This window comes from Burkholderia sp. Ac-20349, assembly GCF_017104865.1.
Taxonomy (GTDB): domain Bacteria; phylum Pseudomonadota; class Gammaproteobacteria; order Burkholderiales; family Burkholderiaceae; genus Burkholderia; species Burkholderia aenigmatica.
Map to the genome: position 1 here is coordinate 112,631 of NZ_JAAGPM010000004.1, position 25,849 is coordinate 138,479.

Consider the following 25,849-nt stretch of genomic DNA (forward strand, 5'->3'; position numbering starts at 1 on the left):
AGGAGTCACGCCAGCCATGGAACATGGCTGGCATTCGGTCGAAAAGTCGCTCCGGGTCGAAACTGCCTATTCCCTGAGCCTGACAGCAGACGTTCGGTGCAGATGCTCAGCCGAACGTCCGCAAGGTAGCGTCAAGTCGACCTGCCGCGGCCGACACGTGAACGCCTGCAAAGGCCGAGCACTTGCCGCTCGGCGCGTAGGCACGGGGCCACTGATATCCGGTTAAACAGCTGTTGAGGCTGCGCGGGTTCCAACGGCGGTAGTGGATCGATTGATCGCCATGTCCTCCACGAAACAATCGACAACTTGGAACTATACTGGGCAACCTGGAGGCTTCCATGACCGATCACGACAGACTGCATCCACTCCGTCCGCTCCTGAAAAACTGGGTTTGGGAGCATGGTCGAATCGGGACTCGCTATCTGGACTGCGTTGATGGCGAAATCAGGTTTGACGAGGGCAAGAAGTCGCATTTCGCGGCCGAGAAATATATCTATGTGCCCCTTGGCAAGGGCGCTGAAGACGATGCTTCTGCGGAGGGTCCTGCGATCCAGGAGGCTGGACTTGCCCGGTTTTTGCGGGCCGCGCAGTTGGGTACGCCGGAGGAAGCCGGTTCTGTCGCGGATGTCCAGCGCGCAGTGCAGGACTGCGTGGAGATTGGCCTGTTCAGCGCATATCAATGGGAGGCTCGAAAGGCGTTTGCCCGATACGCGCAGGAACCCATGTTCGATGACGAGATCCGCGCGGCGGTTGTCGACGACATCCGGCGTATTTACGCCGGCATGCGGGAGCAACTGGCGCTGTACGATTTCAGTGTGCTCCACGGCTTGCCCATGCCGCTGCTTATCGGCGACACGCCCTTCATCGACTGGCGCGTGCGTGCCAGTCCGGCACTTCCGTTCGTATCGCTCCCGCTGGGACCTTACTGCCTGCTGGTCGGCGCGCCGTCGGGCAGGAAAAGCCGAATCGCCCCGGTCGTCTGGAAGGCCGCTGCCGCGATGGGCCCGTTGAAGGATCACAACCGCCAAATCGAGGAGCAGGCACGTCTGTGGCTGGTGGCGACCACGGATGACCAACTCGTCGCCGTGCAAAGCCGCATGGCTGCGGCCATCGGCTCCAGGCAAGGGAATGTGAAACCCTGACCGAAGTCGACCTTGAGCAGATCGATGGCGGTGGCTGAATTATGAGCGGTAGTCCGCTGCCTCGTCGGGCGGTTACTGCCTGCAAATATCGTCGGATCAAAGGGTTTCCCTGTTTTGCCGCACGTTGCAATGCGGTAACGTCGCCATGCGGCCACATCGAGACGTTCGACAGTGTGGCCTGAATCGCTGACAATCGACGCATTGACGCCTGAAGTCGCGATTCCGGGACGTACTATGGCAAACGATCTGAACCAGGCAGCCTATTGGGTTACGTTTATTCTTGAGTACTGCCCATTCCCGAATCGGGACGCGCTTGCGGCGCAGTTCTCGAATGCAGAGATAGTCAGACTCTGTGCATGTGGATGTAACACCTTCGGCCTGTCGCTGGCCGCGCGCGATAAAGTGCCCCCTATAGCCAGCGCTTCGAGTGGACAACCTTATCGCATGGTATTTGAAGCGGACTTCCGGGATCGGTGGGAGCCGGAAGGTTGGGGGTCGATAGAGATTCTGCTCTTTGCCGACGCGTCAGGTCATCTGGCCGATGTCGAAATCAACTATTGCGGAAACGGCATACCCATCCCTGAAAGTCTGGATCTGGAAATCACGCCTTACAACGTCTTCGCCAGTGAATCGCTCATTTAGGATTGAGCGGGAATAGCGCATACCGGTCGGGACGGTGAACGACCGCTTTTGAGCAGATCGAGTGGCTGCAACGGGGCGACAGCACGCATCCACCGGCAGGGACAGGGGGCGACTGCTCCCCCTTGTCGCAGCTAGAGCGCGCTGCACCGGTAAAGCGTACGGAAATCCCAAGCCGCCGCCCGGCTTGTGCCGCACGATACATTCCGGTATCATTCACGCCCCCCACAAGCTGCGCACACGGATTTCGCGCGAGGCGTCCCGCCCTCGACTATCTGTGCGTACACGATTCCGTTCGCATCCCGGCAGGCAACCCATTCTGGCGTCATGCTCGCGACGATCGTCGGCTCATCTGTCGAGGAGCATGTATTGACAAATCCTGATCGGAACGATTCCACGTCCCCTGAAATCACGGCCACGGCAAAAGCCGGCCGCCGTGTGGCAAAGGGAAAGGCCCAGGCCCTGACACCGGCGGACATCGCGTTGCTGGCACGCCAGAATGAGGAGCGCCAGCACCAGATGCGCGCGTTGATCGCGCTCGGTCGCGAGCGCGGCTATCTCACCCACGCGGACATCAACGACCACCTGCCCGACAACTTTGCCCAAACGGCGGCGATGGACACCATCGTCAGCACGTTCAGCGACATGGGCGTGGCCGTGTACGAACAAGCGCCGGACGCCGAAGCGCTGCTGCTAACCGAGGCTGCGCCGGCCGTGGCATCCGACGATCAGGCGGACGAGGAGGCGGAAGCTGCGTTATCGACCGTCGATTCCGAATTCGGCCGCACCACCGATCCGGTTCGGATGTACATGCGTGAGATGGGCGCCAGCGAACTGCTGACCCGCGCCGGTGAAATCGAGGTCGCGAAACGGATCGAAGATGGTCTGCAGGACATGATTCAAGCGATTGCCGCATGTCCGTCGATCGTGTCCACGATTCTTGCCGATGTCGACCGCATCGTTGCCGGCGAACTGCGCATCGACGAACTCGTCGATGGCATCAGTGTCGACGTCGATGAAAGCGAAATGACGCCCGAGTCCCAGGAAGAGGAGGCGGAAGCACTCGCCGCCGACGATGATTCGGACGAAGACGACGTCGACACGGACGCCGGGGATTCGGAGAAGGTGAACGCGGCACGCCTCGAAGAACTCACGAACGACAGTCTCGTGATTTTCGCGCGCGTACGTGCACTGTTCGAGCAGTTGCCGGATGTGCCTGTCACTGGCGATGCCCGTTCCGCAGCCGCTGCGCAAGTGCGCGCGGCGATCCAGCGTGAACTCGCGCCGATCCGCTTTACGGCCAAGACCATCGACCGCCTGTGTGCCATCGTGCATGGCCAAGTGACTGAGGTCCGTGCGATCGAGCGCAGCATCCTGGCGATTGCTGTCGACCGTTGCGGCATGCCGCGCGACGCGTTTGTCGAGTCGTTCCCGGGCCACGAGACCGACCTCGAATGGACGAGCCGCACGGCCGCGACCTCGCAGCAGTTCGGCGCGGCGCTCGAGCGACATCAGCCGGCGATTCAGGCGGCGCAGCAGAAACTCGTCGACATCGAGTCCCGGGTCTCGTTGCCGCTCAAGCAGCTCAAGCAGATCAACCGCCAGATGAGTGCCGCGGAACTGAAAATGCGGCAGGCCAAGCGCGAGATGATCGAGGCGAACCTTCGTCTTGTCATTTCAATCGCCAAGAAATACGTGAACCGCGGCATGCAGTTCCTGGATTTGATCCAGGAGGGCAATATCGGCCTGATGAAGGCCGTGGACAAGTTCGAATACCGGCGCGGCTGGAAGTTCTCGACCTACGCGACTTGGTGGGTCCGGCAGGCTGTCACGCGTGCGCTCGCCGATCAGGCGCGGACCATTCGCGTGCCGGTCCACATGATCGAGACGATCAACAAGCTGAACCGGATATCGCGCGAAATCTTGCAACAGACAGGGCAGGAAGCGCATCCCGCTGTGCTGGCAAAGCGCATGGAGATGTCCGAGGAGAAAGTGCTCAGTATCCTCAAGATCGCCAAGCAACCTGTCTCGCTCGAAACGCCGGTGGGTGACGACGCCGATGCAACGCTCGGCGACATGATCGAGGATGTCTCGGCGAGTTCGCCGGCTGAGGCGGCGATTCACGCGAACATGCGCGCGGCGATCGACGAGGCACTCAACGGGTTGTCGCCGCGCGAGGCCAAGGTTCTGCGGATGCGATTCGGGCTCGACACAAACTCCGATCACACGCTGGAAGAGGTCGGCAAGCAGTTCGACGTGACTCGCGAGCGGATCCGTCAGATTGAGAGCAAGGCGATGCGCAAGCTGATGCATCCCAGCCGTGCGGACAAGCTCAGGCCATTTCTTGAGCGCTGAGGCAAGCCGGGCGTGGTACCCCTTCGACGCCCGGCTCCAGGCTTGCAGCGATCACGCGTCGGCCTGATCGTTGTCACTGCATCGCGGCGGAAGAGGGCGTGGCTCGATCCGTCCGCGGACTACTGCAAGGTACATCGCAGCCTGCTTGAGACAGTTCCTCAATCGATTCTCGCGCGAGCCCCCAATTTCGACGCTGCGTTCCGGGCGATATCGCGTTACCGATGCCCGCCGGTCACGGCGTCGGCTGATCCAGTCCCTTTTTGCGCAACACGGCGGTCGCTTCGGCCGATTGCAGAAAATCGATCAGTGCCTTGGCACCGCGCGGATCCGCCGTATGGGTGGCGATGCCTGCCGTGTAAACCGTGTCGTGCTGCAGTTCACGCGGCAGCAAGCCGACCAGTCGAACACCCGGCACGTCGACGATATTGGGCACGGTGATCACGGTCGCGTCGGCCTGGCCGCCGGCAACGGCCGCGACCACGTCGCCGCCCGGGACGGGCACGAGATGCGCCTTGACCGTGTCCATGATGCCCAGCCGGCCGAGCAGGCCGACGAGATAGGCGCCACTCGCGCTCTCCGGCGACCACGACAGCGAACGGACACTCGTCAGCGCCCGCGTGAATGCGTCGACCGTCCCGATGTCGGGCGCCGGCTGGTCCGCACGCATCGCCATGCCGACTGCTGCTTTCGCGACGTCAACGCGTGTGCTCGATACGAGCTTGCCCGTCTGGATCAAATCGTCGACCTGAGTGGGCAGCAGGATCGCGATGTCGAACGGCTCGTCTGCTTCGATCCGCCGTTTCAGCGTCGCGGCGTTGTCGTACGTCGCAGCGAGCCGGTGTCCGGTCAGCCGTTCGAATCTCGGCGCGAGTTCCGCGAGCGTCGACTTCATCGTCGGCGTGCTGAAAACCTTCAGGTCGTCCGCGTGCGCGTCGCCGAGGCTGGAGAGCACCAGCAACATGGCCAGACCGACATTCACCAGCACGGGAATGATCATCGTCGCCTCCTGTTCAAATGGCTCGCCGGCCGCTGGATTTCAGGTTCGCGAGGCCGTGCTGACTGCCATCCTAGGACAGCATTTGATCAACGGAAAGTTTCAAATTACGATGGTGTGATCACGAAATCGAATAGGTCAGGACATGGACGGCGACCGGCTTCGACGACGACTGAAGCTTCGCGACCTCGACACGCTGATGACGGTTATCAGCGCGGGCGGGATGCGCAAGGCGGCCGAACAGCTTCACATGTCGCAGCCAGCCGTGTCGAAGGCGATCGCGGACCTGGAGGGCCTGCTTGGCGTGCGGCTCCTGGACCGCAGCCGCCATGGTGTCGAGCCGACCGTGTTTGGGCAGGCGTTGCTCAAGCGTGGCACGGCGATCTTCGACGAGTTGCGGCGTGGCGCCGTCGATATGGCATTTCTGGCGGATCCCGACGCTGGCGAGCTCAGCATCGGGTGCGTGGAGACGATCACTGCGGGGCTGGCCGCGGCGATCATCGAGGAGATGTCGGAACAGCATCCGCGCCTGACCTTCTCTGTCGCATCGGGCGATGCGCCGGTGCTGCAGGCCCACTTCCTGCGCGAGCGGATCTGTGAGCTGGTGGTTGCGAGACCGTTCGCCGCCGCTCCCGAACCGGACATGATCGGCGAGCCGCTGTTTCACGAGCAGATGAAAATCGTCGTGTCGAATCGCAGTGCGTGGGCCGCGAAGCGGCGCCGACTCGTTCTCGCCGATCTCGTCGACGCCCCCTGGATCCTGTCGCCGAACGAGATCGGGCAGCACTCGCCGATCGTCGAAGCATTCCGCGCGATCGATGCGGAGCCGCCCGTCGTCCGCGTACTGACCGGGTCGTTGAACCTGCGTCGCACGCTTCTTCGCACCGGTCGTTTCGTGACTGTGATGCCGCACTCGCTGCTGCGCTTCGGCCCTGATCAGGAGTGGATCAAGGTACTGCCGATCGAGCTACCGACCTGGACTGTCCCGACGATGCTGATCACACTGAGGAATCGCACGCTGAGCCCCGTTGCGGAGCGGTTCGCCGAGCATGCACGCACGTTGGCTAGATCGCTCGCCGCGGGGTGATCGCTGCCATTGCGGCGGGCGACTCCCTGTACCCGTAACCTTGCGGACTCTTTCGTTCGATCTGGTGAACGATAAATAGAGCGGATACCCCATTCGCGGGCGCGATGCGCCGAGCGACAGAAAGGAATGGCAAGCCGTCTCACGAACTCACGGGTCTGAGCGTCCGCAAAGGTCGAAGATCTGCCCTCAAAACGACGGCACGGAATGACCGTTCCACTCCGATAACCTCCCTTGGAACAGAGACTGCTCGACCGGCTGCAACGGGTCGGAACCCGTCGATCCTCGAAAGGGTAAGCGCAGGTCGCGGCATAGGTTTGCGCGCCGATCCCTGGCATATAAGGCGCAGGTACTGCTGCATCATCAGCGTGCGCTACGCAGAACCTGGCCGCGGGTCAGTGGGTGTGGAAGCCGTCACGGGTGCCACTGTCGGCTTGAGTCGGCCGGCTCAACTGAGCCGATAGGCCTTGCCTGGCGTCACTTCCGCCGGCAGCGGCTCGCGGTTCAGTTCGAGCAGCGTGCGCTCGATCTGGCGCGTCATCGCATCGAGGGCGAGATGGTTCGGCCCGTCGCCGAACGGTTCGGCGATCGCATGCGCGATCGCGTCGAGCGCGATCAGCGTATAGGCGACGAACACGGTGACGAACGGCGTCGCCGCGCCGATCGAATCGACCAGACCGAACGGCAGCAGCACGCAGTACGCATAGATGGTCCGGTGCAGCAGCACGTCGTATGAAAACGGGATCGGTGTCGTCGCGATGCGCTCGCAGCCGCTCACCATCGCGACCAGATCGTCGAGGCGCGCATCGAGCATCCACAGGCGCGTGTCGGCGAGGCGGCCCGTATCGGCGCGTGCGGCGAACGCTTCGCGCAGTGCGTGCACGATGACGACCGGGCGGAACCGCGAAGCGGCGACGCGCGCATAGCTGGCATCGTCGAGCAGCCCGCGCAGGTCCACGGCCGGATCGGTGCCGCGCAGTTGATGCTTGAGCGCATAGACGTATGCGACGACCTTCCGCACGAACACGCGTCGCGACGCATCGTCACGATCGATCGCGCCGTAGCAGAGCGCCTGCGACACCAGCGTGCGCGTGGCGGTCAGTACGCCGCCCCACAGCTGCCGGCCTTCGCGGTAGCGTTCGTAGCTCGCGTTGTTGCGAAACCCCGCGAAAATCGCGAGCGTGAGGCCGATCAGCGTGAACGGCGTCGGGTTCAGCGGCACCTTCTCGCCGAGCACGCGGCCGCCGCCCCAGACCGCGACGAGGCTGATCGCGAGCGTCAGCACGAGCTGCGGCAGGATGGTCGGCAGCACCGAGCCGTTCCAGACCAGCAGCATCCGCAGCCAGTGCTCGCGCGGACGAACGATCATCGCCGTACTCCGTCAGGCGGCGATCGAGGCCGGCGCGGCCGTGCGATGCAGCAGCACCGGAATCGACTTCGACGTCGGCGTGTTGCAGATGTCGCCGACGCTGTCGAGCGGCACGAGCGGGTTCGTTTCCGGGTAGTACGCGCCGATGCAGCCGCGCGGGATGTCGTACTCGACCAGCAGGAAGCCGTCCGCGCGCCGCTCGATGCCGTCGTGCCACACGGTTTCCATGTCGACCCAGTCGCCGGCTTTCAGGCCGAGCATCGCGAGATCGTCGCGGTTCGCGAACACCACGCGGCGCTGGCCGAACACGCCGCGATAGCGGTCGTCGAGCCCGTAGACGGTCGTGTTGTACTGGTCGTGCGAACGCGTCGTCATCAGCGTCATCAGGCGTTCGCCGTGCTGCGCGCGGGCACGCTGGATCGGCGTGTCGGCCGGCATCGCGTGCGCGATGAAGTTCGCCTTGCCCGTCGGCGTCAGCCATTCGCGGTCGCGCGAAGCCACGCGCAGGTGGAAGCCGCCCGGCCGCGCGATGCGCGTGTTGTAGTCGTAGAAGCCGTCGAGCGTCGCCTCGATCGCGTCGCGGATCTTCGCGTAGTCGTCCTTGTAGGCCAGCCAGTCGATCTTGCCGCTGCCGAACAGCGCATGACCCATGTGCGCGACGATCGCCGGTTCCGACATCAGGTTCGGCGACGCCGGCTTGTTCATCCCGTACGACACGTGGACCATGCTCATCGAATCCTCGACCGTCACGCCTTGCGCGACGTTGTCCTGCAGGTCGATCTCGGTGCGGCCGAGCGTCGGCAGGATCAGCGCGTCGCGACCGTGGATCAGGTGGCTGCGGTTCAGCTTCGTCGTGATGTGGACGGAGAGGTCGCAGCGGCGCATGCCTTCCCACGTGCGCGGCGTGTCGGGCGTCGCCATCGCGAAGTTGCCGCCGAGGCCGATCAGCACCTTCACGTGGCCTTCGAGCATGCCTTCGATCGTCTCGACGACGTCGTAGCCGTGGTGGCGCGGCGGTTCGAAGTCGAACACGTGGCCGAGCCGGTCGAGGAAGGCCTGCGACGGCTTTTCCTCGATGCCGACCGTGCGGTTGCCCTGCACGTTCGAGTGGCCGCGCACCGGGCACAGGCCGGCGCCGGGGCGGCCGATGTTGCCGCGCATCAGCATCAGGTTGGTCAGCATCTGCACGGTCGCGACCGAATGCTTGTGCTGCGTGATGCCCATGCCCCACGTCGCGATCACGCGCTCGCTGCGTGCATAGAGCTGCGCGAGGCTGTCGATCTGCTCGTACGGCACGCCGCTTTCGGCCGTCAGCGCCGACCAGCTTTCGCGGCGCAGGTCGTCGGCGAACGCGTCGAAGCCGGCCGTGTGTTCATCGATGAACGCGGTGTCGAGCACGCGCGGCGCACCGGCGGCACGCGCGGCATCGTCGAATTCGAGCACACGTTTCGCGATGCCCTTGATCAGCGCGAAATCGCCGCCGATCGTCGGCTGGATGAACGTCGATGCGATCTTCGTGCCCGACATCGTCAGCATTTCCAGCGGGCTTTGCGGATCGGCAAAGCGTTCGAGGCCACGCTCCTTCAGCGGGTTGATCGACACGATCGTCGCGCCGCGCTTCGCGCACTCGCGCAGTTCGCCCATCATCCGCGGATGGTTGGTCGCCGGGTTCTGGCCGAAGATCAGCAGCGTGTCCGCGTGTTCGAAATCGTCGAGCGTGACGGTGCCCTTGCCGACGCCGACCGACGCCGGCAGCCCGCGGCTCGTCGCCTCGTGGCACATGTTCGAGCAGTCCGGGAAGTTGTTCGTGCCGTACAGCCGCACCAGCAGCTGGTACAGGAACGCCGCTTCGTTGCTCGCGCGGCCGGACGTGTAGAACGCGGCCTGGTTCGGGTCGGGCAGGGCGCGCAGGTGGCGCGCGATCAGTTCGAACGCGTCGTCCCACGCGATCGGCACGTAACGGTCGGTCTGCGCGTCGTACACCATCGGGTCGGTGAGCCGGCCGTGCTGTTCGAGTTCGAAGTCGGACTGTTCGAGCAGTTCGGTGACCGTATGCGCGGCGAAGAACTCGGGCGTCACGCGCTTGCTGGTCGCTTCGGCGGCCACCGCCTTCACGCCGTTCTCGCAGAATTCGAACGTCGATGCGTGCTGGCGGTCGGGCCATGCGCAGCCCGGGCAATCGAAGCCGTCGGGCTGGTTCTGGCGCAGCAGTGTGCGGTAGTTGCCGCCGGCGACCTTTTCCTTGATCAGGTTGATCGTGACGGCTTTCAGCGCCCCCCAGCCGGCGGCTGGGTGGGTGTACGGTTCGATGCGCGCGGTGGCGGATTTCTTTTTCATGATGCTGCGTGGGTCGGGGTCGATGCGTGCAGAGTACGCGCGGCGCCCCGGCCGCTGTGTGTACACCTGTTCACTTCAAAAAAGAGTACAGTTGCGCCAACTCGCACAGTGCGGATCGCAACTGTGTTGTTGAATGGTTTTTGAAAGGGAAGCGGGTGAAGCGCTACGAACAACTGGCCGACGAACTCCACGCGCAGATCGAGCGCGGCGTGTACCGGCCCGGCGAGCGGATTCCGTCGGTGCGGCAGGCGAGCCGGCAGCAGCAGCTCAGCGTCACGACCGTGCTGCGCGCGTATCTCGTGCTGGAAAGCCGCGGGCTGATCGAGAGCCGGCCGCAGTCCGGCTATTTCGTGCGCGCGCGGGCCCCGGCGCCGGCCGAGGCCGAGCTGCATGCGTCGGCGCCGGCGGCCGAGCCGTCGGCGGTGGACGTGAGCCGGCTCGTGCTGTCGACGCTGCGCTCGATCGCGCGTGACGACGCGGTGCCGCTCGGCTCGCCGTACCCCGACGCGTCGCAGTTTCCGGTACAGAAGCTCGCGCGCTACGCGCAGACGATCGGGCGGCGCCGCACGCGCTGGGGCGTGATCGACGATCTGCCGCCCGGCAACCAGGAACTGATCCGCCAGATCGCGCGACGCTATGCGGAGCGCGGGATTCCGGTCGAACCGGACGAGATCGTGATGACGATCGGCGCGACCGAGGCGATCAACCTGTGCCTGCAGGCGGTGGCGCGGCCCGGCGACACGATCGCCGTCGAATCGCCGACGTTCTACGCGATGCTGCACGCGATCGAGCGCATGGGCATGCGTGCGCTCGAGGTCGCGACGCATCCGGTCGACGGCATCGATCTCGACGCGCTCGAACGGTTGCTCGAACGCGAGCGGGTCGCCGCATGCATGGTGATGCCGAACTTCCAGAATCCGCTCGGCTTCCAGATGCCGGATGCGCGCAAGCGCGCGCTCGTCGAACTCCTCGCGAAGCACGGCGTGCCGGCGATCGAGAGCGACGTGTATCACGAGCTGCACTACGGCGAAGCGACGCCGAGCGCGCTGAAGTCGTTCGACCGCGACGGGCTCGTGCTGCATTGCGCGTCGTTCACGAAGAGCCTGTCGCCGCGCTACCGGATCGGCTGGGCGATGCCGGGCCGCTACCGCGACCAGGTCGAGAAGCTGAAATTCCTGAACACGCTGGCCACGCCCGCGATCGAGCAGCTCGCGATCGCCGAATACCTGAAATACGACGGCTACGATTTCCACCTGCGGCGCATGCGCAAGCAGTACGCGCAGCAGGCGAGCCTGATGAGCGCGATGGTGCGGCGTTTCTTTCCCGAAGGCACGCGGCTGTCGCAGCCGCAGGGCGGGTACGTGCTGTGGGTCGAGCTGCCGCCGCAGGTCGATGCGATGAAGCTGTATGCGCTGGCGCTCGCGCAGCGGATCACGGTGGGGCCCGGGCACATGTTCTCGGCGAGCAGCGATTACCGGCATTTCATCCGGCTCAACTACAGCTATCCGTGGTCGCGACAGATCGAGGATGCGTTGAAGGTGCTCGGGCGGCTCGCGTCGGAGTGCGCGGCGCGGTGAGCGCAGGCGGCCGCGCGACAAGCGGCGGCCGATGACCGGCCGCCGTCGCGTGCATCAACCCGCGTGCGGCCCGGCTTGCGCGGCGCCGGCCATCTGCCGCATGTCGAAACCCGACGGATGCTGGTACACGCGCAGCCCGAACTCCGGCAGCACCGCGATCAGGTGATCGAACAGGTCGGACTGGATGGCCTCGTAGTCGACCCAGGTCGTCGTGTCGGTGAAACAGTACAGTTCGAGCGGAATGCCTTCGGCCGTGAGCGGCAACTGCCGTGCCATGCAGGTCATGTCGCGGCGGATGCGCGGATGGCCTTTCAGGTAGTTCGCGACATACGCGCGGAACGTGCCGAGGTTCGTCAACTGGCGGCGGTTCGCCGGGCAGTCGCCGGCCGCGCCGAGCGTGCCGTTCCATTGCTCGATCGCGTCGACCTTGTCCTCGAGATAGTCCTTCAGCAGCGTCAGGCGTTCGAGCCGTTCGATCTCATCGTTGGACAGAAAGCGCACGCTGGTCGCGTCGACGAACAGCGCGCGCTTGATGCGGCGGCCGCCCGCTTCGGTCATCCCGCGCCAGTTCTGGTAGCTCTCGGTGATCAGTTTCCACGTCGGCACGGTGATGATCGTGTGGTCGAAGTTCGCGACCTTGACGGTGTTCAGCGTGATGTCGATCACGGTGCCGTCCGCGCCGGCCGACGGCATCGTGATCCAGTCGCCGATCCGCAGCATGTCGTTCGACGACAGCTGCACGCCCGCGACGAGGCCGAGCAGCGTGTCCTTGAAGATCAGCATCAGCACCGCCGACATCGCGCCGATGCCCGACAGCAGCAGGCCGATCTGCTTGCCGGTCGCATCACCGATCACGACCAGCGCGGCCGTGATGAACATCACGAGCTTGACGAGCTGCATCGCGCCTTTCAGCGACAGGTGCGGCTGGTCGCGCTGATCGCGCTGGTACGTGCGATGCGTGTGTTCGAGTGCGGACAGCGTCGCGCTGACGGTCATCGTCACGAGGAACACGATCAGCGCGAACAGCACCTTGTCGGCGGCCTGCGCGGCCGTCTCGGGAATGCCGGGCACCGCGCCGAGCCCGAGCTTGATCACGACGAACGGGACGATACGGTTCAGCCACTTGAATGCGCCGAACTCGAACAGCGCATCGTCGACGCGTGTGGCGGAAAGCCGCGCGAGCCGCGCGACCACGCGGAACAGCAGGAAATGGACCACGGCGGTGATCGCGCCGGCGGCGGCGAGCAGGATGAGGATGCCGACGAGCGGCGCAAACCAGGATTCGTTCAGGGTCATAGGGGCAAGCAGGGGCCTTCTTGTGCGTTGAATCGGCGCCGCGGCGCGGCGCGCGCCCGGTGAAGGGCACATGAAAGGGACCGTGATTGTGCCATCGGGTTCCGTGCACGTGCCGCGAGGCGGCGGTGCGGTGGAAGAGACGGGATCGATGTCGGGGGGCGGGTTTCGGGCCGGCTTCCGAATTATCTCACCTTTATGCAGGTGTCCTTTTCAATCGGGTGAGGGCGTATGCCGGATCGGTTTCGCCGCGCGAGCGACCTATTTCGGGCGTCCGGCCTGTCGTATCCGGTTAGACCTCAGACGAGCGCTACGTCACTTTCACTGCTGCTCGATTCCTTGATGCATCAAAAAATTCGCGCGACACTCTCCTATGTGCCGCTATTGTTTCCGGGCGTCGGTCACGACACTCGGGAGGTTTCTTCGATACCCGGCGCTTGATCTTGCATACCGACAACCACTGATCGTACCGGGCTTGCATTCGCCACACACCTACATCCGAGGAAAGCTTGCCGTCCGCAGTTGGCACCGTATCGGTTCTACCGGAATGGGCGGACACCAAGCTATCTGCGGGAATCGTGGCGCAGCTACGCTCGACATAACTGGCGTTCATCGCACGCGGAAACACGATGAAGTCATGCCGTGATCGAAACTGCAGGCTGTTCAGCAACTCGACGTCGCGCTTGTCCTTTAACACGGTGTGGCGGCTCCCCTTCTCGCCGAACTTGTAGACGGATGCGTCAACTAAAGCCAGAGTGATTGCTGGAGACAGCGGAAGGAAAATTTGGGCACCATGCTTAGTGATACCGGTGTAACCGAGGTCGTCGGAGTCTCGCAAGTACCAGTTGTATTGCACCGCCGGGTGATCTGAAATCACGAAAGGGAGATCAGTGCCGTTGATCAGGACATGCCAGGAGAGGTCCTCCAATAGCCAGCGATTCAACGTCGAGTGTAGCAGCAAATTATTGCGGAAGATCCGCTTGTCCGTGGGTTCCAATCTGAGGCTGCGCGCCGACTCGAGCGAAAGATCATTGAGTTCAGCGAATTGTTCAAAGACCATTCGGCCGAAGCTGTTGATCATATCCATGGCTTGGTTTTGGCTACCCGGCGTGCGAGCCATCTGAACCGCGATGAACGTCAATAGTGCAGGATGGCCCGGTGTAATCGCTTGGTTGGGGGCGGCTACGATGGCATCAATGGCGGTTGCCGCAGGACCTTCGACTTGTATTGCAAGGAATTTCTCAACGACGTTGTCTTCGTCGTAGAAGTAGTTCTGCGCGAGCACTTTACGGATGGAACTGATCCGGAGCCTGTTCCGAGTCGAATCAAAAATCTGCACGTCTTCGTTACTATCGGTAGTGAAGTGCCGAAGCAGCAACCTCGGCACAAAGTGTTGGTTCTTGGTCAGGTCATCCAATTCGGGTCCTCGGAAGCTTCGCGCATGCTCTGGGAGAGTGCTTTTGGCGGCTGAGCACTTGTCATCGATGTCTTTCTTTTGTGGCTGCGGTTACATGATATTTGATGCTAACACGCTCGCTTCCGTTGTCGAACGCGCACTTAAAACTCTATAAAAGTGAGTGTGGTCGGCTGTTAACTCGGTGGCGTTTTGTTTAACCTCTTCGTTGTTTTGCTGACGAGGAGACCATGGCTAAACTGATGCTCGATAGCAAACTGCGGTCACTGCCTCACCGTTGCGGCCGCGATCGAAGCGACGTCGTACGCAAACCCGGGTCGCAGGTCGTTCGACGATCCCGCCGTGTTGACCGGTAGCCCGTCGATCGGACTCGCGTCGGGCGTTTCTTATGCGTGTCGTTCACGGCCGTATTGCTCGAACCACCGACGGTGAGCCGCCCGCGCTGCCTTGCCGCACTTGCCATGCGATGCCTGCCCGGGGCACGATACGCGAACGACTTCGCCTATCCTCATCACGCATGCCCGATACCCACACCCGCCCGTCGTCAGGCGTCCGCCTGCTGAAAGGCATCCTCCCGATCCGCCGCGGCGGGGCCATCCGCGATGTATTCGCGGGCATGTCGCTCGCGTCGATGGACATCCCGCAGGTGCTCGGCTATGCGCGCATCGCCGGCATGCCGGCCGTCACGGGCCTCTACACGGTGTTCCTGCCGCTCGTCGCGTTCGCGTGTTTCGGCGCGTCGCGGCATCTGGTCGTGGCGGCCGATTCCGCGACCGCGACGATCTTCGCGAGCCGGCTGTCGTCGATGGCGCCGGCCGGCAGTGCCGAGTATGTGGCGCTGGCCGGCATGGTCGCGCTGCTGACCGCCGCGATGCTGCTGCTCGCGCGCATCTTCAAGCTCGGCTTTCTCGCCGATTTCCTGTCGCGTACGGTGCTGGTCGGCTTTCTTGCCGGGGTCGGCGTGCAGGTGTCGATCGCGATGCTCGGCGACATGTTCGGGCTGGCGGTGCCGTATCCGGCGTCGCGCAGCCTCGCGCAACTCGACTATGTCGTCACGCATCTCGTCCACACGAACCGGCCGACGTTCGCGCTCGCGGTGCTCGTCGTCGTCGCGATTCTCGCGTGCAAGCGGTTCCTGCCGCGCGTGCCGATGCCGATGATCGCAGTCGCGGGCAGCATCGCGGCAAGCTACACGTTCGGATTCGCCGCGCATGGCATCGCGGTGCTCGGGCCGGTCGCGGGCGGGTTGCCGCCGTTGCGCTGGCCGTCCGTCACGTGGCAGCAGTTCCTCGACCTCGTGCCGGTCGCCGCGTCGTGCTTCGTGATGATCATTGCGCAGAGCGCGGCCGCCGCGCGCGTGTTCGCGCAGCAGTACGACGAGGAGGTCGATACCAACGCCGACATCCTCGGCCTCGCGGCCGCGAACGCGGCTGCGGCGGTGGGCGGCGCATTCGTCGTCAACGGCAGCCCGACGCAGACGGCGATGGCCGACGGCGCGGGCGTGCGCAGCCAGATCGGGCATCTGGCGTTTGCCGCCGTGGTGGCGGTGGTGCTGCTGTTTTTCAGCACGTTTCTGCAGTATCTGCCGCATGCGGTGCTGGCCGGCATCGTGTTCACGATCGCGCTCGGGCTGATCAACGTGCGCAGCCTCGCCGCGATCCGCAAGGAGAGCCCCGGCGAGTTCACGCTCGCGCTGGTGACGGCCGTGGCCGTCGTGACGGTCGGCGTCGAGCACGGCATCCTGCTGGCCGTCGCGCTGTCGCTGATGCGGCACGTGCGCCACAGCTACCAGCCGCACACGATGGTGCTCGAACCTGTCGAAGGCAACGGGCGGTGGCAGCCGGTGCCCGCGCGGCGCGGCGCGATGACGGCGCCCGGGCTGATCGTCTACCGGTTCGGCTCCGACCTGTTTTTCGCGAACGATCATCTGTTCACCGCCGAAGTGACCGAGCTCGTCGAGGCGGCGCCTGTGCCGACGCGCTGGTTCGTCGTCGATGCGGGCGCGATCACCGACGTCGACTATTCGGCCGCGCGGACGCTGACCGACCTCGTCAAGATGCTGCAGGCACGCGGGATCGGCGTGCTGTTCGGGCGGGTCAACCGCTACCTGCGCGCGGACATGGATCGTCACCGGATCACGGAGATCGTCGGCGCGTCATGCATTTTCCCGACGCTGCACCAGGCGCTCGAGGCCGCCGGCACGACGCCGGCGCCGCAGGAACCGGGCATCGTGTAGCGGGAACGGGCGGCTAGGCCGCCGCCCGCACCCGCGCGAAACCGTTGCGCAGGTGGCGGGCGAGTTCCGTCGCGGCCGGCGTGCGCTGGCCGCGCGGCAGATGCAGGTTGATCGCGAAGTTCGGCAGCGCGGGCAGGCCGCTGCCGGCCGGCAGGATGTCGAGGTCGGCCGGCACGGTCGACGCGAGCCAGGCGGTCACGGCGAGGTCGGAGCGGACGGTCGCGGCCGTCGCGTCGATGCTGCCGTTCTCGAACACGGTGCGCCACGCGCGATCGCAGCCACGCAGCGCGTCGAGCACCGTCGGACGGAACGCGCAGGTCTGCGCGACCATCGACACGGGCAGCGGCGTATTCCGGTACGCGGTGCCGCCTTTCGCGCCGACCCAGACCAGGCGGTCGACGGCGATGCACTCGCCGCGCGACGGCCCGACCGGCGCCTCGATCAGCGCGACGTCGAGTTCGCCCTGCGCGAGCCCCCGGCGCAGCTCCGGCGACGCCGCGCACACGAGCGTGAGCGCGACCTGCGGATGCGCCTGCGCATAGCCTTTCAGGATCGGTGCGAGACAGCTGCCGACGAGATCCTGCGGCGCGCCGACGCGCACGGTGCCTTCGACCGCGCCGGCCGTCATGTCGGTCAGCAGCGCATCGTGCGCGGCGAGCAGCCGGCGCGCCTGCCCGAGCAGCCGCTCGCCGTCCGCCGTGAGCAGCAGGTTGCGGTGCTCGCGGACGAACAGCGGGCCGGACAGCGTTTCGAGCCGTGCGACCTGCTGGCTGATCGCGCCTTGCGTCAGGTGCAGCGCGCGGCTGGCCGCCGTCATGCTGCGATGTTCGGCGACCGTGACGAAGGCGCGCAGCAGCGCGATGTCGAGATTGCGTACCATGCGACGCATTATGAGCGCTAATGGCAGACATAAAAAGCTTTCGCTGTCGTAATGCGAAGACCGCGGGTAAAACGGGGCTTCGACGACGACAACCGGGAGCTGCCGTGCCGTTCCGCGACTATCTGCCGCTGATGCTGTTCGTGATCGTATCCACCGTGACGCCGGGCGGCGCGACGACGCTCGCGACCGCCTCGGGCGCGCATTTCGGCTATCGACGTTCGCTGCCGCTGATGGCGGGCATTGCGGTCGGCCTGGCGTCGATGGCCGCCGCCGCCGCGGCCGGGCTCGGCGGCGTGCTGCTGGCGCTGCCCGCGTTGCAACTCGCGATGAAGGCGGTCGGTTCGGTGTATCTCGTGTGGCTGGCCGTGCGCATCGGGCGCGGCGGCAAACCGCGGCTCGATGCCGCGGTGCAACGGCCGCAGGGGTTCGTCAGCGGCGTCTGGATGCTCTGGCACAACCCGAAAGGGTGGGCGATGACGCTCGGCGCGGCCGCGTCGTTCGCCGCGCTCGCATCCGGCCCGGCACGGCTCGGCGTCTTGCTCGGGCTGGCGTTCGGCGTGGCCGCGATGGCGTCGCTGTCGCTCTGGTGTTTCGCCGGGCTGTTGTTTGCGCGCGTGTTGCGCACGGAGCGGCAGTGGCACTGGCTGAATGCCGGGCTCGGTGTGCTGCTCGTGGTGTCGATCGTGCCGATGTGGCTGCCGTAGCGACGCTACGCACGCTGCACGGCACAGCACAGCGTGACGTAGCGTCTGCGTTCAGCGCGATCCGGCGCGCGCGGTCTCGCCAGGTTGCCCGCCCGCACCGGTCGACCACAGCGGCAGCCGCAGCGTGGTGACGAAGCTCGCCGCGTGCAGCACGCAAAGCAGGCCGAACGCCCACGCATAGGCGTTCGCCTGCGTGCCGCCGCTCGCCACTGATTCGGCTTGCAGCCGCCACGCGAGGAACAGCGTGCACACCGTCGTGAACGTCGGGCCGCCGAGACGCTGCACGATATTGAGCGAGGTCGTCGCCATCGGCAGGTTGCGGCGCTCGACCGACGCATACGCGGCGGAAATCGACGGCGCGCCGATCGCGCTCTGGCCCATGCCGCGCAGAAACAGCGCCGGCACGAGCAAGTACGGATCGTAGCCGGTCAGCGCGAGAAACACGAACGGCAGCGTCGCGAACAGCGCGAGCAGGGCGCCTGCGGCGGCGAGGCGGCGCACGCCGAACCGGCTCGTCAGCGCACCCATCGACGGATACGTGACGAGCATGCCGAGGCCCATCGGTGCGAGCAGCCAGCCCATTTCGCCGGGCGTGCGGCCGCATGCCTGGATCAGGAACACCGGAATCAGCATCTGGCCCGCGAACAGCGCACCGTTCGACAGGAACTGCGTCGACGCGGCCGCGCCGAACACCTTGCCGCGAAACAGCGCAAGGTCGATCAGCGCGTGGTCGCCCTTGCGCGTTTCGACCCGCAGGAACGCCACGAGCAACAGCGCAGCCGCGACGATCGCCGCGATCCCGAGTGCTTCGTTGATCCGCTCGATGCCGTACAGGAACAGCACGAGCCCCGGCGACAGCAGCGCGAGGCCGACCCAGTCGAGTTCGCGCGGCTGCGTGTCGTCGCGGTCGCCGGGCAGGAACCGCACGGCCAGCGCGAGTGCCAGGACGCCGACGGGCAGGTTCACGAGAAACAGCCAGCGCCACGACATGTGCTGCAGGATCGCGCCGGCGACGACCGGGCCGAGGATCGGCGCGAGCAGCACCGGCACGGCCGCGTAGCCGATCACGCGCGCCATCTGCTGGCCGGCGACGCGCGCGATCATCATCTGCGCCATCGGCGCGAGCAGCCCGCCGCTGACACCTTGCAGCACGCGGAAGGCGATCAGCGACGGCGCGGACCACGCGAGCCCGCACAGCGCGGACGAGAGCGTGAACGCCGAGAAGCACCACAGGTACAGCGCCTTTGCGCCGATCCGGTCGACGAGCCAGCCGTTCAGCGGCAGCACCAGCGTGAGCGCGAGCAGATAGCCGCTCGTGACCCACTGGATCGTCGCGAGGCTCGCGTGCAGGTCGGTCGCGAGGCTCGACAGCGATACGTTGACGATCGTCGCGTCGAGCTGCGACAGCAGCGAGCCGAGCACCGCGACCGCGCTGACCTTCCAGATCGACGGATCGGGCCGGCCGGTCGCGTCGTCCTGCGCCGGCCGCGTGCGCGGGTCGCTCACGCGCCGCGCCGGTCGAGCAGCGCGACGATGTCCTGCGTCGTGCCCGTCTCGCCGAGGCGCGGGAACAGGCGTTCGACGCTGTTCACGTGCGCATCCGCGTTGAGGTCGGTCATCGCGTCGACGGCGAGCGTCACGTTGTAGCCGAGTTCGTGCGCCTGACGGGCGGTCGACTCGACGCCGATGCTCGTCGCGACGCCGGTCAGCACGATCTGCGTGACGCCGGCGGCCTTCAGGTGCGCATCGAGGTCGGTGCCGGTGAAGGCGCCCCAGGTCTTTTTCGTCACGAGGTGGTCGCCCGGCTGGCGGTTCAGTTCGGGCACGAGTTCGGCCCAGTCGGCCGGAAGGGCGTCCAGGCGTACTTGCTGCTGCGTGCGGCCCGGTGCGCCGCCCGCGACGTTGACGAGCACGACCGGCAGGCCGCGGCTGCGGAATGCGTCGAGCAGCTCGCGGGTGTGCGCGATCACCGGTTCGACCGGGTGCGCGGTGGGGAGGGCGATGATGCCTTTCTGCAGGTCGATGACGACGAGTGCGGTGTGCGTGTCGAGACGGGTTGCGCTCATGATGGGACTCCGTGAAAGAGACGAAGAAAGCCGTGCGCGCGAATGGCGTGGAGCGCGCGGGCCGGATTCATTGCTCGCCGATGCGGCGGATCAGCGGGATCGCGGCGGCGAGCGTATCGATGTCTTCGGGATCGAGCTGTGCGATCGCGGCGCCGAGCCATTGGTGTTTCGCGGCGTTGCGCTTGAGCCGTGCGTCGAGGCCGGCCGCGGTCAGCCGGAACAGGATCTGGCGGCCGTCGGTCGGATGCGGTTCGCGCTCGACCAGGCCGTCTTCCTCGAGGCTGGCAAGCGTCGCTTTCATCGACTGAGGCTTCATCGCTTCAGCGCGCGCGAGATCGGCGGTCGTCATCGGCCCGTGCCGTTCGAGTCGCGCGAGCGCGCTCGTCTGGGACATGCCGAGCCCTCCGGATTCGATCTCGGAGCGGAGCCGGCGGATCAACTGGCCGACCGCGAGGGTCAGGTCGGCGGCGACGGTATCGGCGGAAACGCCGGGTTTGCGTGGCGGGTTCATGCGGCGGATCATAGAACACGACAGTTAAACTTGCAAGTTTAGCTGTCGATTATCCGCCGGATCGACGTGGAGCGGGGTGCGCGGTTACTCGTCGCGGAGCGGGACCGGTACGACCTCGTTGTATCTCGGGGTCGCGGCCTCGTGCAGCAGGTTGCCGAGGTATTGCGCGAGTTCATCCGCGGCGAGCGTCGACGGAATGTGCAGGTCAGCCGGGCGCCGCTTGCCTTCAGCGCCGAGAGCAAACACCGTCCAGCGGTCGTTCTTGCGTACGACGGCGAGTAGCCGACCAAATGCGTTGAAGCGGTATTCGTCCTGCATGGCATCGCTCCCGTCGGGTGAACGCGCCGGCCGCTCGCTCGCGCTTACTGGATCGAGCAGGACAGCCAGCGGTGGATCTTGATGGCATCGCTCGATACGCCCGCGCGCGTCGGCGCACCGAGCAGCACGACCGTTTCGCGGCGGCCCTTCACACGCATGCGCATGACGACGCCGTGCCCCGACTCGTTGATGAAGCCGGTCTTCTGCAGCCGGATCGGCAGGCGGCGGTAGCGGACGAGCGGGTCGGAATTCACATACAGCAGCTCGCCGTCGCCGGGGCGCACGGTGGTCGACGTATCCGTCGAGAAATAGCGGATCAGCGGATCCTGTGCTGCCGCGCCGACGAGCTTCGCGAGATCCTCGGCCGTCGACACGTTGTGCGGCGACAGGCCGGTCGGCTCGCGGAAGTGCGTATGGCGCATGCCGAGCCGGCGCGCTTCGCGGTTCATCGCATTGACGAACGCGGCGCGCCCGCCCGGATAGTCGCGGCTCAGCGCGGCGGCCGCGCGGTTTTCCGACGACATCAGCGCGATATGGAACATTTCGCGGCGCGACAGTTCCGAGCCGACCTGCAGGCGCGACCCGGTGAACTTGATCGTGTCGCGGTCGTGCGCGGTGACGCGCAGCACGCCGTTCAGCGGACGGTCGGCGTCGCGCGCGACGACGGCCGTCATCAGCTTCGAGATCGATGCGATCGGCCGCACGGTGCGTGCGTTACGGGCCAGCAGCGGCGTGCCGGAGTCGACGTCGAGCACGTAGGCCGCGCGTGAATGCAGGGAGTTGACCGCGCGCGGGTTGTAGCCGCAGCTTGCCGTCAGGCGCGGCTTGTCGGCCGGGCGCGGGCGCACGGCGGTCGTGCGCTTGGCGCGGCGCTGCTGCGGGGGCGGTGCCGCGTGACGCTTGACCGCCTGGTGTTTCACACGCGGGCGACGATGCTTGATGGCCTTCTTGTGGCGCTGGGCCGGCTTCTTCTTGACGGTTTTCTTGACGGCCTTCGCCGGTGCATGAGCGTGCGCGGCGCGCGGCGGCGGGTTGCGTGGCGTGGACGACGCGTTTGTCGAGAAGGCGAACATCAGCATCGACAGGGCGACGAGCAGGGTGGTCCGGGCGAGAGGCAGGCGCGCGATGAGGCCGGTCAAGCGAAAGTCTCCTTTTCACGCGCGGCGAGGCTGCGTGGATGCGTGGGCAGTCAGCGGGATGCGGAAAATTATACGGTCGATTGAGCGAAGATGACGATTCGTTTACGCATGATTCGACGATTTTCACGCATGCGGTCGTCATGTCGCGTAGCACCGTGCACGCATGCCGACACGCCGCGCATGCGTGACAAACGGTGGCTGCGTCGGCAAGATGCCGAGGTCACTTTTCAGGAGCGTCCCGTGTCCGCGCGCCCGCATGATTTGTCCGTTTCGCCGTATACATCGATCGACAGCCTTCGCGAGAAGGGCGACCTCGTGGCCTTCAACGCGGGGCCGGACGGTGCCGTCTACATGGTGTTCGCGCTGGAGCCGCTCGATTATCGAACCGAGGCGGCCGGCGGTGCGTCGTTTGCGAAAACGGAGCCAGCGACGTCGCAGCGGTATCGCGTGATGGCCTGGCAGGGCGGCGAGGTTCGCGTGGACTGCGTGATCGCCGACGAGCCGTTCAATATTCACGACATCCAGCCGGTCGGTGACGATCTGCTGCTGGTGTGCTGCCGGTCCGTCCGCCGCGGGGACGGCGATTTCGACCTGAACGGCCGCTTCTATCGGCGCGACGGCACGCCGTGCGGCGCTATCCTGCTGGGCGACGGCATCGAGGCCGTGCAGGCCACGGCTGCCGGGGACATCTGGACGTCCTATTTCGACGAGGGCGTGTACGGCAATCTGGGCTGGGATTCGCCGGTCGGTGCGCCTGGGTTGATCGCGTGGAGCCGGGCTGGCGAGCAGCGCTACGCGTTTGTTCCGTCGCCCGGGTTCGGGCCGATCGACTGCTGTTATGCGCTCAACGTTCCGGACGACCGGGACGCGTGGATCTACTACTACAACACGTTCGCGCTCGTCCGCGTGCGCGACCGGCAAACCGTCTGGTCATCGCGCATGCCGGTCAACGGCAGCCATGCGTTCGCGGTCATGGAGGATGCGATGCGGCCGGACGGATACGTGGCGCTGTTCTGCGGCTCGTATCAGGACAGCGACATGCTGTACCTGGTGCGTATCGATGGCGGTGGCGAGGCTCGATTGGTGCGCACGTATCGCTTGCTGCGCGATGGTTCCGAACCGGTCGGAATCGCGCGAATGACTGGCCGAGGCCAAGTGCTTCATGCGGTCGGTACGGACGGCAACCTCTATCGCATCGATATCGCCAACTTGGCGCTCGGGTGAGCACATCGCGCGTTTGACGTCGCGATGGCGGAGGCCGGCATGAAACGCACGCACGGGCGCCGCACGCCATTCAACGCGGCCAGTTCCGTCGCGACACCACCGCGAAACTGATCGCGATCGAGCCGGTCACGGGGCGCGACGGTGTGTCGTTCAGCGCGGTCATTGCGGTCATCGCGTCCACGGCGTCGCCGAAGCGAAAACGGCGGCCGCGGCCGTCAGCGCGTTCGACACGCTCCGCACGCGCCGCACGTTCGGCGCGACGTTTCGGCACGCGCGGATCGGCGGTCGCGGCGCGTTCGTCGATGGCGGCTGGCGCGCACGAGGTGTCGTCGGGCGGACATTCACAGACGAGATCAACGGACATGACGGTCGATTCCTGAAAGGGCATGTCCGTATTGAACGTCATCGCATTCGATCGGTAAAATGAATGTTTCGATCGTTACGATTCCTTTTAAGAATGGAATTGAAGCTGCTGCGAACCTTCCTGACGGTCACCGAGCTGTGTCATTTCAGTCGCGCGGCCGATGCGCTGCACATGAGCCAGCCCGCATTGAGCAAGCAGATCGGCGCGCTCGAAGCGAGCCTCGGTGGCAAGCTGTTCGAGCGCGGCCGGCACGGCGCGGAGCTCACATCGTTCGGCGAGCGTTTCCTGCCCGATGCGCAGGCGCTGGTGCGCGATGCGGACGAGATGCTCGCCCGCGCGCGTGAGCTGTCGAGCGGGCAGCGCGGTCATTTGCGGCTGGGCATCTGTTTGTCGGTGCTGACGCTCGTTCCGAAGCTCGTCGCCGAGTTTCGCAGCCGGAATCCTGGCATTGCCGTTACGCTGAGCGACCTGTCGTCCGCGGAGCAGACGCGTCGGTTGCGCGCGGGCAAGCTCGATGCCGGGTTCCTGCGCCTGCCGTCGGACGAAGGATTGTCGTCGTTCAAGGTGATCGACGAGGCGCTGGCGCTGGCGGTGCCGCCGCATCTCGGCCTGAAGCGTGTGCCGGCCGATCTCGGAACGCTCAACGAGATTGGCTTCATCGCGTTGCAGCGCGCACGCGGGCAAGGGTTGGCCGCGCAGGTGGACCGGTGGTGCGTCGAGCGCCGCTTCGTGCCGCACGTCACGCAGCAGGCCGAAGACGTGCAGTCGGTGCTCGCGTCGGTCGCGGCCGGCGCGGGCGTCGCGTTCATTCCGTCGCGTGCGCAATATCTGCTGCGTGACGCGACGGTATTGCCGCTCGACGGCCGGGACGCGAAGTGGCGCGTCGGGCTTGCGTGGCTATCGGATCGCGACGATCCCGTCACCACGCGCTTCGTGTCGTTCATGCGTGCCGCGATCAAGAATGCATGACGGACGAGGCGGTATAGTGTCCTCACCCGGCGGCGGTCGCCCGATCGCGTGCCGGTGCCCGTACGAAAGCCCAGTCTTGCTCACCGACCGCAACCCATGACTTCAGAATCCGACGAATCCCCGCTCGATCCCGCACTCGTTGCGACGCTCGCGACGCTGAACGATGCCGCAAGCGACCCGGCCGGCAAGACCTGGTCGTTGCCGAAGATCGCGAAACGCACGCAACTGCCGATGAGCACGCTGCGCCGCGTGCTGACGCAGCTCGACGCCGCGGGCCTGAGCGCGACGACGTTGAACGAGGACGGCACCGGCAGCGCCGCGCTGACCGACGAAGGACGCGCCGTGTGCGCGCAACTGTTCGGCGCGAACGACGCGCAATAAAAAACGGGTCGCTGGAAGCGGCCCGTCGTCTTGCGGCTCGATACGGCGTACCGGCGCGTTACCACCGCACCGTCACGCCGCCCATCACCGAATGATCGTAGGTCTGGTCGTTCAGCCCGCGCCGGTAGCCGATGTCGAGATCGAGCCACGGCTTCGGCGAATAGATCGCGCCCGCGATCACGAATGCAGGATTCGCGCCGGCGCCGCTTTCCGTGTTGCGCGACGTGCCGATGTCGGCCACGATCTGCAGCTTGTCGGTCGCCTTGTAGATCGCCGCGCCCGACACGGCCCAGATCGACGTCAGGTCGCCCTGGCGATTCGGCTGGTACGTCATGCCCGCATTCGCGAGGAACGAAAACCGCGCGACGTCGAGCTGCGCGAGCAGCGTTGCGCCGGCACCCACGCGTCCGGTGCCGAGCCCGCGCCGGTCGTTGCCGGTCGGCGCGGTCAGTTTCGGCTTCAGCGCGATCGACAGCGGGCCGCGCTCGACGAACCGCCATTTCATGCCGATCTCGACATCGCCGATCCCGGCGCCGTTTTCATCGGTGCGCGTTTGCAGATGCGTGTAAGGCGCGTTCACGTAGAGATCGACGTGGTCGCCGAATCCGCGCGTGAGCGTCGCATTCCACAGCTGGTGGCGGCCGTTTTCTTCCTGTTTAGACGTTTCCTCTGCGTTGAACTCGAACTGCCAGTTCGCGTTGCCCTGCGTGCCCGTGTCGTCGCTGACGAGCGGATGGGTGGCGAGGGCATCGAACGGTGCAAGGAGGGCGCTCGCGGCTGCGAGCGGAAGCATTCTCTTCATTGAATCACCTGTCGTGCGTGGCGAGCCGGCCGGCCCACGCCGGGGAGCGCG

Annotated in this window: 23 protein-coding genes; 10 read left to right on the forward strand and 13 right to left on the reverse strand. The window is 65.6% G+C overall.

The window, feature by feature from the left end; translation table 11 throughout:
- Positions 1-338 precede the first annotated feature (338 nt).
- From G3N61_RS02965 to rpoD, 3 genes are all read left to right on the forward strand, one after another.
- On the forward strand, positions 339-1,142 hold the full coding sequence (locus tag G3N61_RS02965) for a hypothetical protein (RefSeq protein ID WP_205821469.1): 804 nt from the start codon (positions 339-341) through the stop codon (positions 1,140-1,142).
- A 234-nt stretch (positions 1,143-1,376) separates the two neighbouring features.
- Positions 1,377-1,784: a hypothetical protein gene (locus G3N61_RS02970; protein ID WP_143331130.1), complete on the forward strand. Its 408-nt coding sequence runs from the start codon at positions 1,377-1,379 to the stop codon at positions 1,782-1,784.
- Positions 1,785-2,108: 324 nt separating this feature from the next.
- A complete protein-coding gene (rpoD, locus tag G3N61_RS02975; protein WP_241017529.1) occupies positions 2,109-4,136 on the forward strand; it encodes an RNA polymerase sigma factor RpoD in 2,028 nt (675 codons plus the stop codon).
- A gap of 232 nt (positions 4,137-4,368) precedes the next feature.
- On the opposite strand, the gene G3N61_RS02980 is transcribed toward rpoD, so the two are convergent.
- Positions 4,369-5,133, reverse strand: coding sequence for a substrate-binding domain-containing protein (locus G3N61_RS02980; RefSeq protein ID WP_205821470.1), 765 nt, complete (start codon positions 5,131-5,133; stop codon positions 4,369-4,371).
- 142 nt (positions 5,134-5,275) lie between these two features.
- On the opposite strand from G3N61_RS02980, the gene G3N61_RS02985 reads away from it, so the two are divergent.
- The gene (locus tag G3N61_RS02985; RefSeq protein WP_205821471.1) at positions 5,276-6,217 is read left to right on the forward strand and encodes a LysR family transcriptional regulator; all 942 of its coding nucleotides are present in this window, start codon (positions 5,276-5,278) and stop codon (positions 6,215-6,217) included.
- A 445-nt stretch (positions 6,218-6,662) separates the two neighbouring features.
- On the opposite strand, the gene G3N61_RS02990 is transcribed toward G3N61_RS02985, so the two are convergent.
- Positions 6,663-7,583, reverse strand: a complete 921-nt coding sequence (locus tag G3N61_RS02990) for a bestrophin family ion channel (RefSeq protein ID WP_205821472.1) — start codon at positions 7,581-7,583, stop codon at positions 6,663-6,665.
- Positions 7,584-7,595: 12 nt separating this feature from the next.
- The gene (locus G3N61_RS02995; RefSeq protein ID WP_089452708.1) at positions 7,596-9,920 is read right to left on the reverse strand and encodes an FdhF/YdeP family oxidoreductase; all 2,325 of its coding nucleotides are present in this window, start codon (positions 9,918-9,920) and stop codon (positions 7,596-7,598) included.
- Positions 9,921-10,075: 155 nt separating this feature from the next.
- Between G3N61_RS02995 and G3N61_RS03000 the strand changes: the two genes are divergently transcribed.
- A complete protein-coding gene (locus G3N61_RS03000; protein WP_205821473.1) occupies positions 10,076-11,497 on the forward strand; it encodes a PLP-dependent aminotransferase family protein in 1,422 nt (473 codons plus the stop codon).
- 54 nt (positions 11,498-11,551) lie between these two features.
- Here the strand turns inward: G3N61_RS03000 and G3N61_RS03005 are convergent, their stop codons facing one another.
- Complete coding sequence (locus tag G3N61_RS03005; RefSeq protein ID WP_205821475.1) at positions 11,552-12,793, reverse strand: mechanosensitive ion channel family protein; 1,242 nt, start codon at positions 12,791-12,793, stop codon at positions 11,552-11,554.
- A gap of 307 nt (positions 12,794-13,100) precedes the next feature.
- The gene (locus tag G3N61_RS03010) at positions 13,101-14,207 is read right to left on the reverse strand and encodes a DUF4238 domain-containing protein (protein ID WP_205821477.1); all 1,107 of its coding nucleotides are present in this window, start codon (positions 14,205-14,207) and stop codon (positions 13,101-13,103) included.
- A gap of 514 nt (positions 14,208-14,721) precedes the next feature.
- Here G3N61_RS03010 and G3N61_RS03015 point away from each other — a divergent pair.
- A complete protein-coding gene (locus tag G3N61_RS03015) occupies positions 14,722-16,440 on the forward strand; it encodes a SulP family inorganic anion transporter (protein WP_205821479.1) in 1,719 nt (572 codons plus the stop codon).
- Positions 16,441-16,453: 13 nt separating this feature from the next.
- On the opposite strand, the gene G3N61_RS03020 is transcribed toward G3N61_RS03015, so the two are convergent.
- The gene (locus G3N61_RS03020) at positions 16,454-17,329 is read right to left on the reverse strand and encodes a LysR substrate-binding domain-containing protein (RefSeq protein WP_205821481.1); all 876 of its coding nucleotides are present in this window, start codon (positions 17,327-17,329) and stop codon (positions 16,454-16,456) included.
- Positions 17,330-17,424: 95 nt separating this feature from the next.
- On the opposite strand from G3N61_RS03020, the gene G3N61_RS03025 reads away from it, so the two are divergent.
- Positions 17,425-18,024, forward strand: coding sequence for a LysE family transporter (locus G3N61_RS03025; protein WP_205821483.1), 600 nt, complete (start codon positions 17,425-17,427; stop codon positions 18,022-18,024).
- A gap of 51 nt (positions 18,025-18,075) precedes the next feature.
- Here G3N61_RS03025 and G3N61_RS03030 read toward each other — a convergent pair whose 3' ends face one another.
- The 5 genes from G3N61_RS03030 to G3N61_RS03050 form a co-directional block, all read right to left on the reverse strand.
- Complete coding sequence (locus G3N61_RS03030) at positions 18,076-19,530, reverse strand: DHA2 family efflux MFS transporter permease subunit (protein WP_205821485.1); 1,455 nt, start codon at positions 19,528-19,530, stop codon at positions 18,076-18,078.
- The gene (locus G3N61_RS03035; protein ID WP_205821487.1) at positions 19,527-20,090 is read right to left on the reverse strand and encodes an isochorismatase family protein; all 564 of its coding nucleotides are present in this window, start codon (positions 20,088-20,090) and stop codon (positions 19,527-19,529) included. The genes G3N61_RS03030 and G3N61_RS03035 overlap by 4 nt, the downstream gene beginning before the upstream one ends.
- A 67-nt stretch (positions 20,091-20,157) precedes the next feature.
- Entirely contained in the window at positions 20,158-20,613 is a 456-nt protein-coding gene (locus G3N61_RS03040; RefSeq protein ID WP_080741642.1) for a MarR family transcriptional regulator, read from the reverse strand.
- Positions 20,614-20,685: 72 nt separating this feature from the next.
- A complete protein-coding gene (locus G3N61_RS03045; RefSeq protein WP_205821489.1) occupies positions 20,686-20,919 on the reverse strand; it encodes a hypothetical protein in 234 nt (77 codons plus the stop codon).
- Positions 20,920-20,963: 44 nt separating this feature from the next.
- Positions 20,964-22,058, reverse strand: a complete 1,095-nt coding sequence (locus G3N61_RS03050) for a serine hydrolase (RefSeq protein ID WP_205821491.1) — start codon at positions 22,056-22,058, stop codon at positions 20,964-20,966.
- Positions 22,059-22,238: 180 nt separating this feature from the next.
- Here G3N61_RS03050 and G3N61_RS03055 point away from each other — a divergent pair, with 180 nt between their 5' ends.
- Positions 22,239-23,282 carry a hypothetical protein gene (locus tag G3N61_RS03055; RefSeq protein WP_205821493.1) on the forward strand — a complete coding sequence of 348 codons (1,044 nt, stop codon included), beginning with the start codon at positions 22,239-22,241 and terminating at the stop codon, positions 23,280-23,282.
- 70 nt (positions 23,283-23,352) lie between these two features.
- Here G3N61_RS03055 and G3N61_RS03060 read toward each other — a convergent pair whose 3' ends face one another.
- On the reverse strand, positions 23,353-23,646 hold the full coding sequence (locus tag G3N61_RS03060) for a hypothetical protein (RefSeq protein WP_241017531.1): 294 nt from the start codon (positions 23,644-23,646) through the stop codon (positions 23,353-23,355).
- Positions 23,647-23,739: 93 nt separating this feature from the next.
- Between G3N61_RS03060 and G3N61_RS03065 the strand changes: the two genes are divergently transcribed.
- Together G3N61_RS03065 and G3N61_RS03070 are read left to right on the forward strand one after the other, a co-directional pair.
- Entirely contained in the window at positions 23,740-24,615 is an 876-nt protein-coding gene (locus G3N61_RS03065; protein ID WP_205821510.1) for a LysR substrate-binding domain-containing protein, read from the forward strand.
- Positions 24,616-24,711: 96 nt separating this feature from the next.
- Positions 24,712-24,996 carry a hypothetical protein gene (locus tag G3N61_RS03070; protein ID WP_043184359.1) on the forward strand — a complete coding sequence of 95 codons (285 nt, stop codon included), beginning with the start codon at positions 24,712-24,714 and terminating at the stop codon, positions 24,994-24,996.
- Between the two features lie 58 nt (positions 24,997-25,054).
- On the opposite strand, the gene G3N61_RS03075 is transcribed toward G3N61_RS03070, so the two are convergent.
- On the reverse strand, positions 25,055-25,798 hold the full coding sequence (locus tag G3N61_RS03075) for a transporter (protein ID WP_043184360.1): 744 nt from the start codon (positions 25,796-25,798) through the stop codon (positions 25,055-25,057).
- Between the last annotated feature and the right edge of the window lie 51 nt (positions 25,799-25,849).

Excerpts from the sequence above, each read along its gene's own strand:
- G3N61_RS02965 (WP_205821469.1), top strand. The coding sequence starts at position 339 with ATGACCGATCACGACAGACTGCATCCACTCCGTCCGCTCCTGAAAAAC.
- G3N61_RS02970 (WP_143331130.1), top strand. The coding sequence starts at position 1,377 with ATGGCAAACGATCTGAACCAGGCAGCCTATTGGGTTACGTTTATTCTT.
- rpoD (WP_241017529.1), top strand. The coding sequence starts at position 2,109 with ATGCTCGCGACGATCGTCGGCTCATCTGTCGAGGAGCATGTATTGACA.
- G3N61_RS02980 (WP_205821470.1), bottom strand. The coding sequence starts at position 5,133 with ATGATCATTCCCGTGCTGGTGAATGTCGGTCTGGCCATGTTGCTGGTG.
- G3N61_RS02985 (WP_205821471.1), top strand. The coding sequence starts at position 5,276 with ATGGACGGCGACCGGCTTCGACGACGACTGAAGCTTCGCGACCTCGAC.
- G3N61_RS02990 (WP_205821472.1), bottom strand. The coding sequence starts at position 7,583 with ATGATCGTTCGTCCGCGCGAGCACTGGCTGCGGATGCTGCTGGTCTGG.
- G3N61_RS02995 (WP_089452708.1), bottom strand. The coding sequence starts at position 9,920 with ATGAAAAAGAAATCCGCCACCGCGCGCATCGAACCGTACACCCACCCA.
- G3N61_RS03005 (WP_205821475.1), bottom strand. The coding sequence starts at position 12,793 with ATGACCCTGAACGAATCCTGGTTTGCGCCGCTCGTCGGCATCCTCATC.
- G3N61_RS03015 (WP_205821479.1), top strand. The coding sequence starts at position 14,722 with ATGCCCGATACCCACACCCGCCCGTCGTCAGGCGTCCGCCTGCTGAAA.
- G3N61_RS03020 (WP_205821481.1), bottom strand. The coding sequence starts at position 17,329 with ATGCGTCGCATGGTACGCAATCTCGACATCGCGCTGCTGCGCGCCTTC.
- G3N61_RS03035 (WP_205821487.1), bottom strand. The coding sequence starts at position 20,090 with ATGAGCGCAACCCGTCTCGACACGCACACCGCACTCGTCGTCATCGAC.
- G3N61_RS03040 (WP_080741642.1), bottom strand. The coding sequence starts at position 20,613 with ATGATCCGCCGCATGAACCCGCCACGCAAACCCGGCGTTTCCGCCGAT.
- G3N61_RS03045 (WP_205821489.1), bottom strand. The coding sequence starts at position 20,919 with ATGCAGGACGAATACCGCTTCAACGCATTTGGTCGGCTACTCGCCGTC.
- G3N61_RS03055 (WP_205821493.1), top strand. The coding sequence starts at position 22,239 with ATGCGTGACAAACGGTGGCTGCGTCGGCAAGATGCCGAGGTCACTTTT.
- G3N61_RS03060 (WP_241017531.1), bottom strand. The coding sequence starts at position 23,646 with ATGTCCGTTGATCTCGTCTGTGAATGTCCGCCCGACGACACCTCGTGC.
- G3N61_RS03065 (WP_205821510.1), top strand. The coding sequence starts at position 23,740 with ATGGAATTGAAGCTGCTGCGAACCTTCCTGACGGTCACCGAGCTGTGT.
- G3N61_RS03070 (WP_043184359.1), top strand. The coding sequence starts at position 24,712 with ATGACTTCAGAATCCGACGAATCCCCGCTCGATCCCGCACTCGTTGCG.
- G3N61_RS03075 (WP_043184360.1), bottom strand. The coding sequence starts at position 25,798 with ATGAAGAGAATGCTTCCGCTCGCAGCCGCGAGCGCCCTCCTTGCACCG.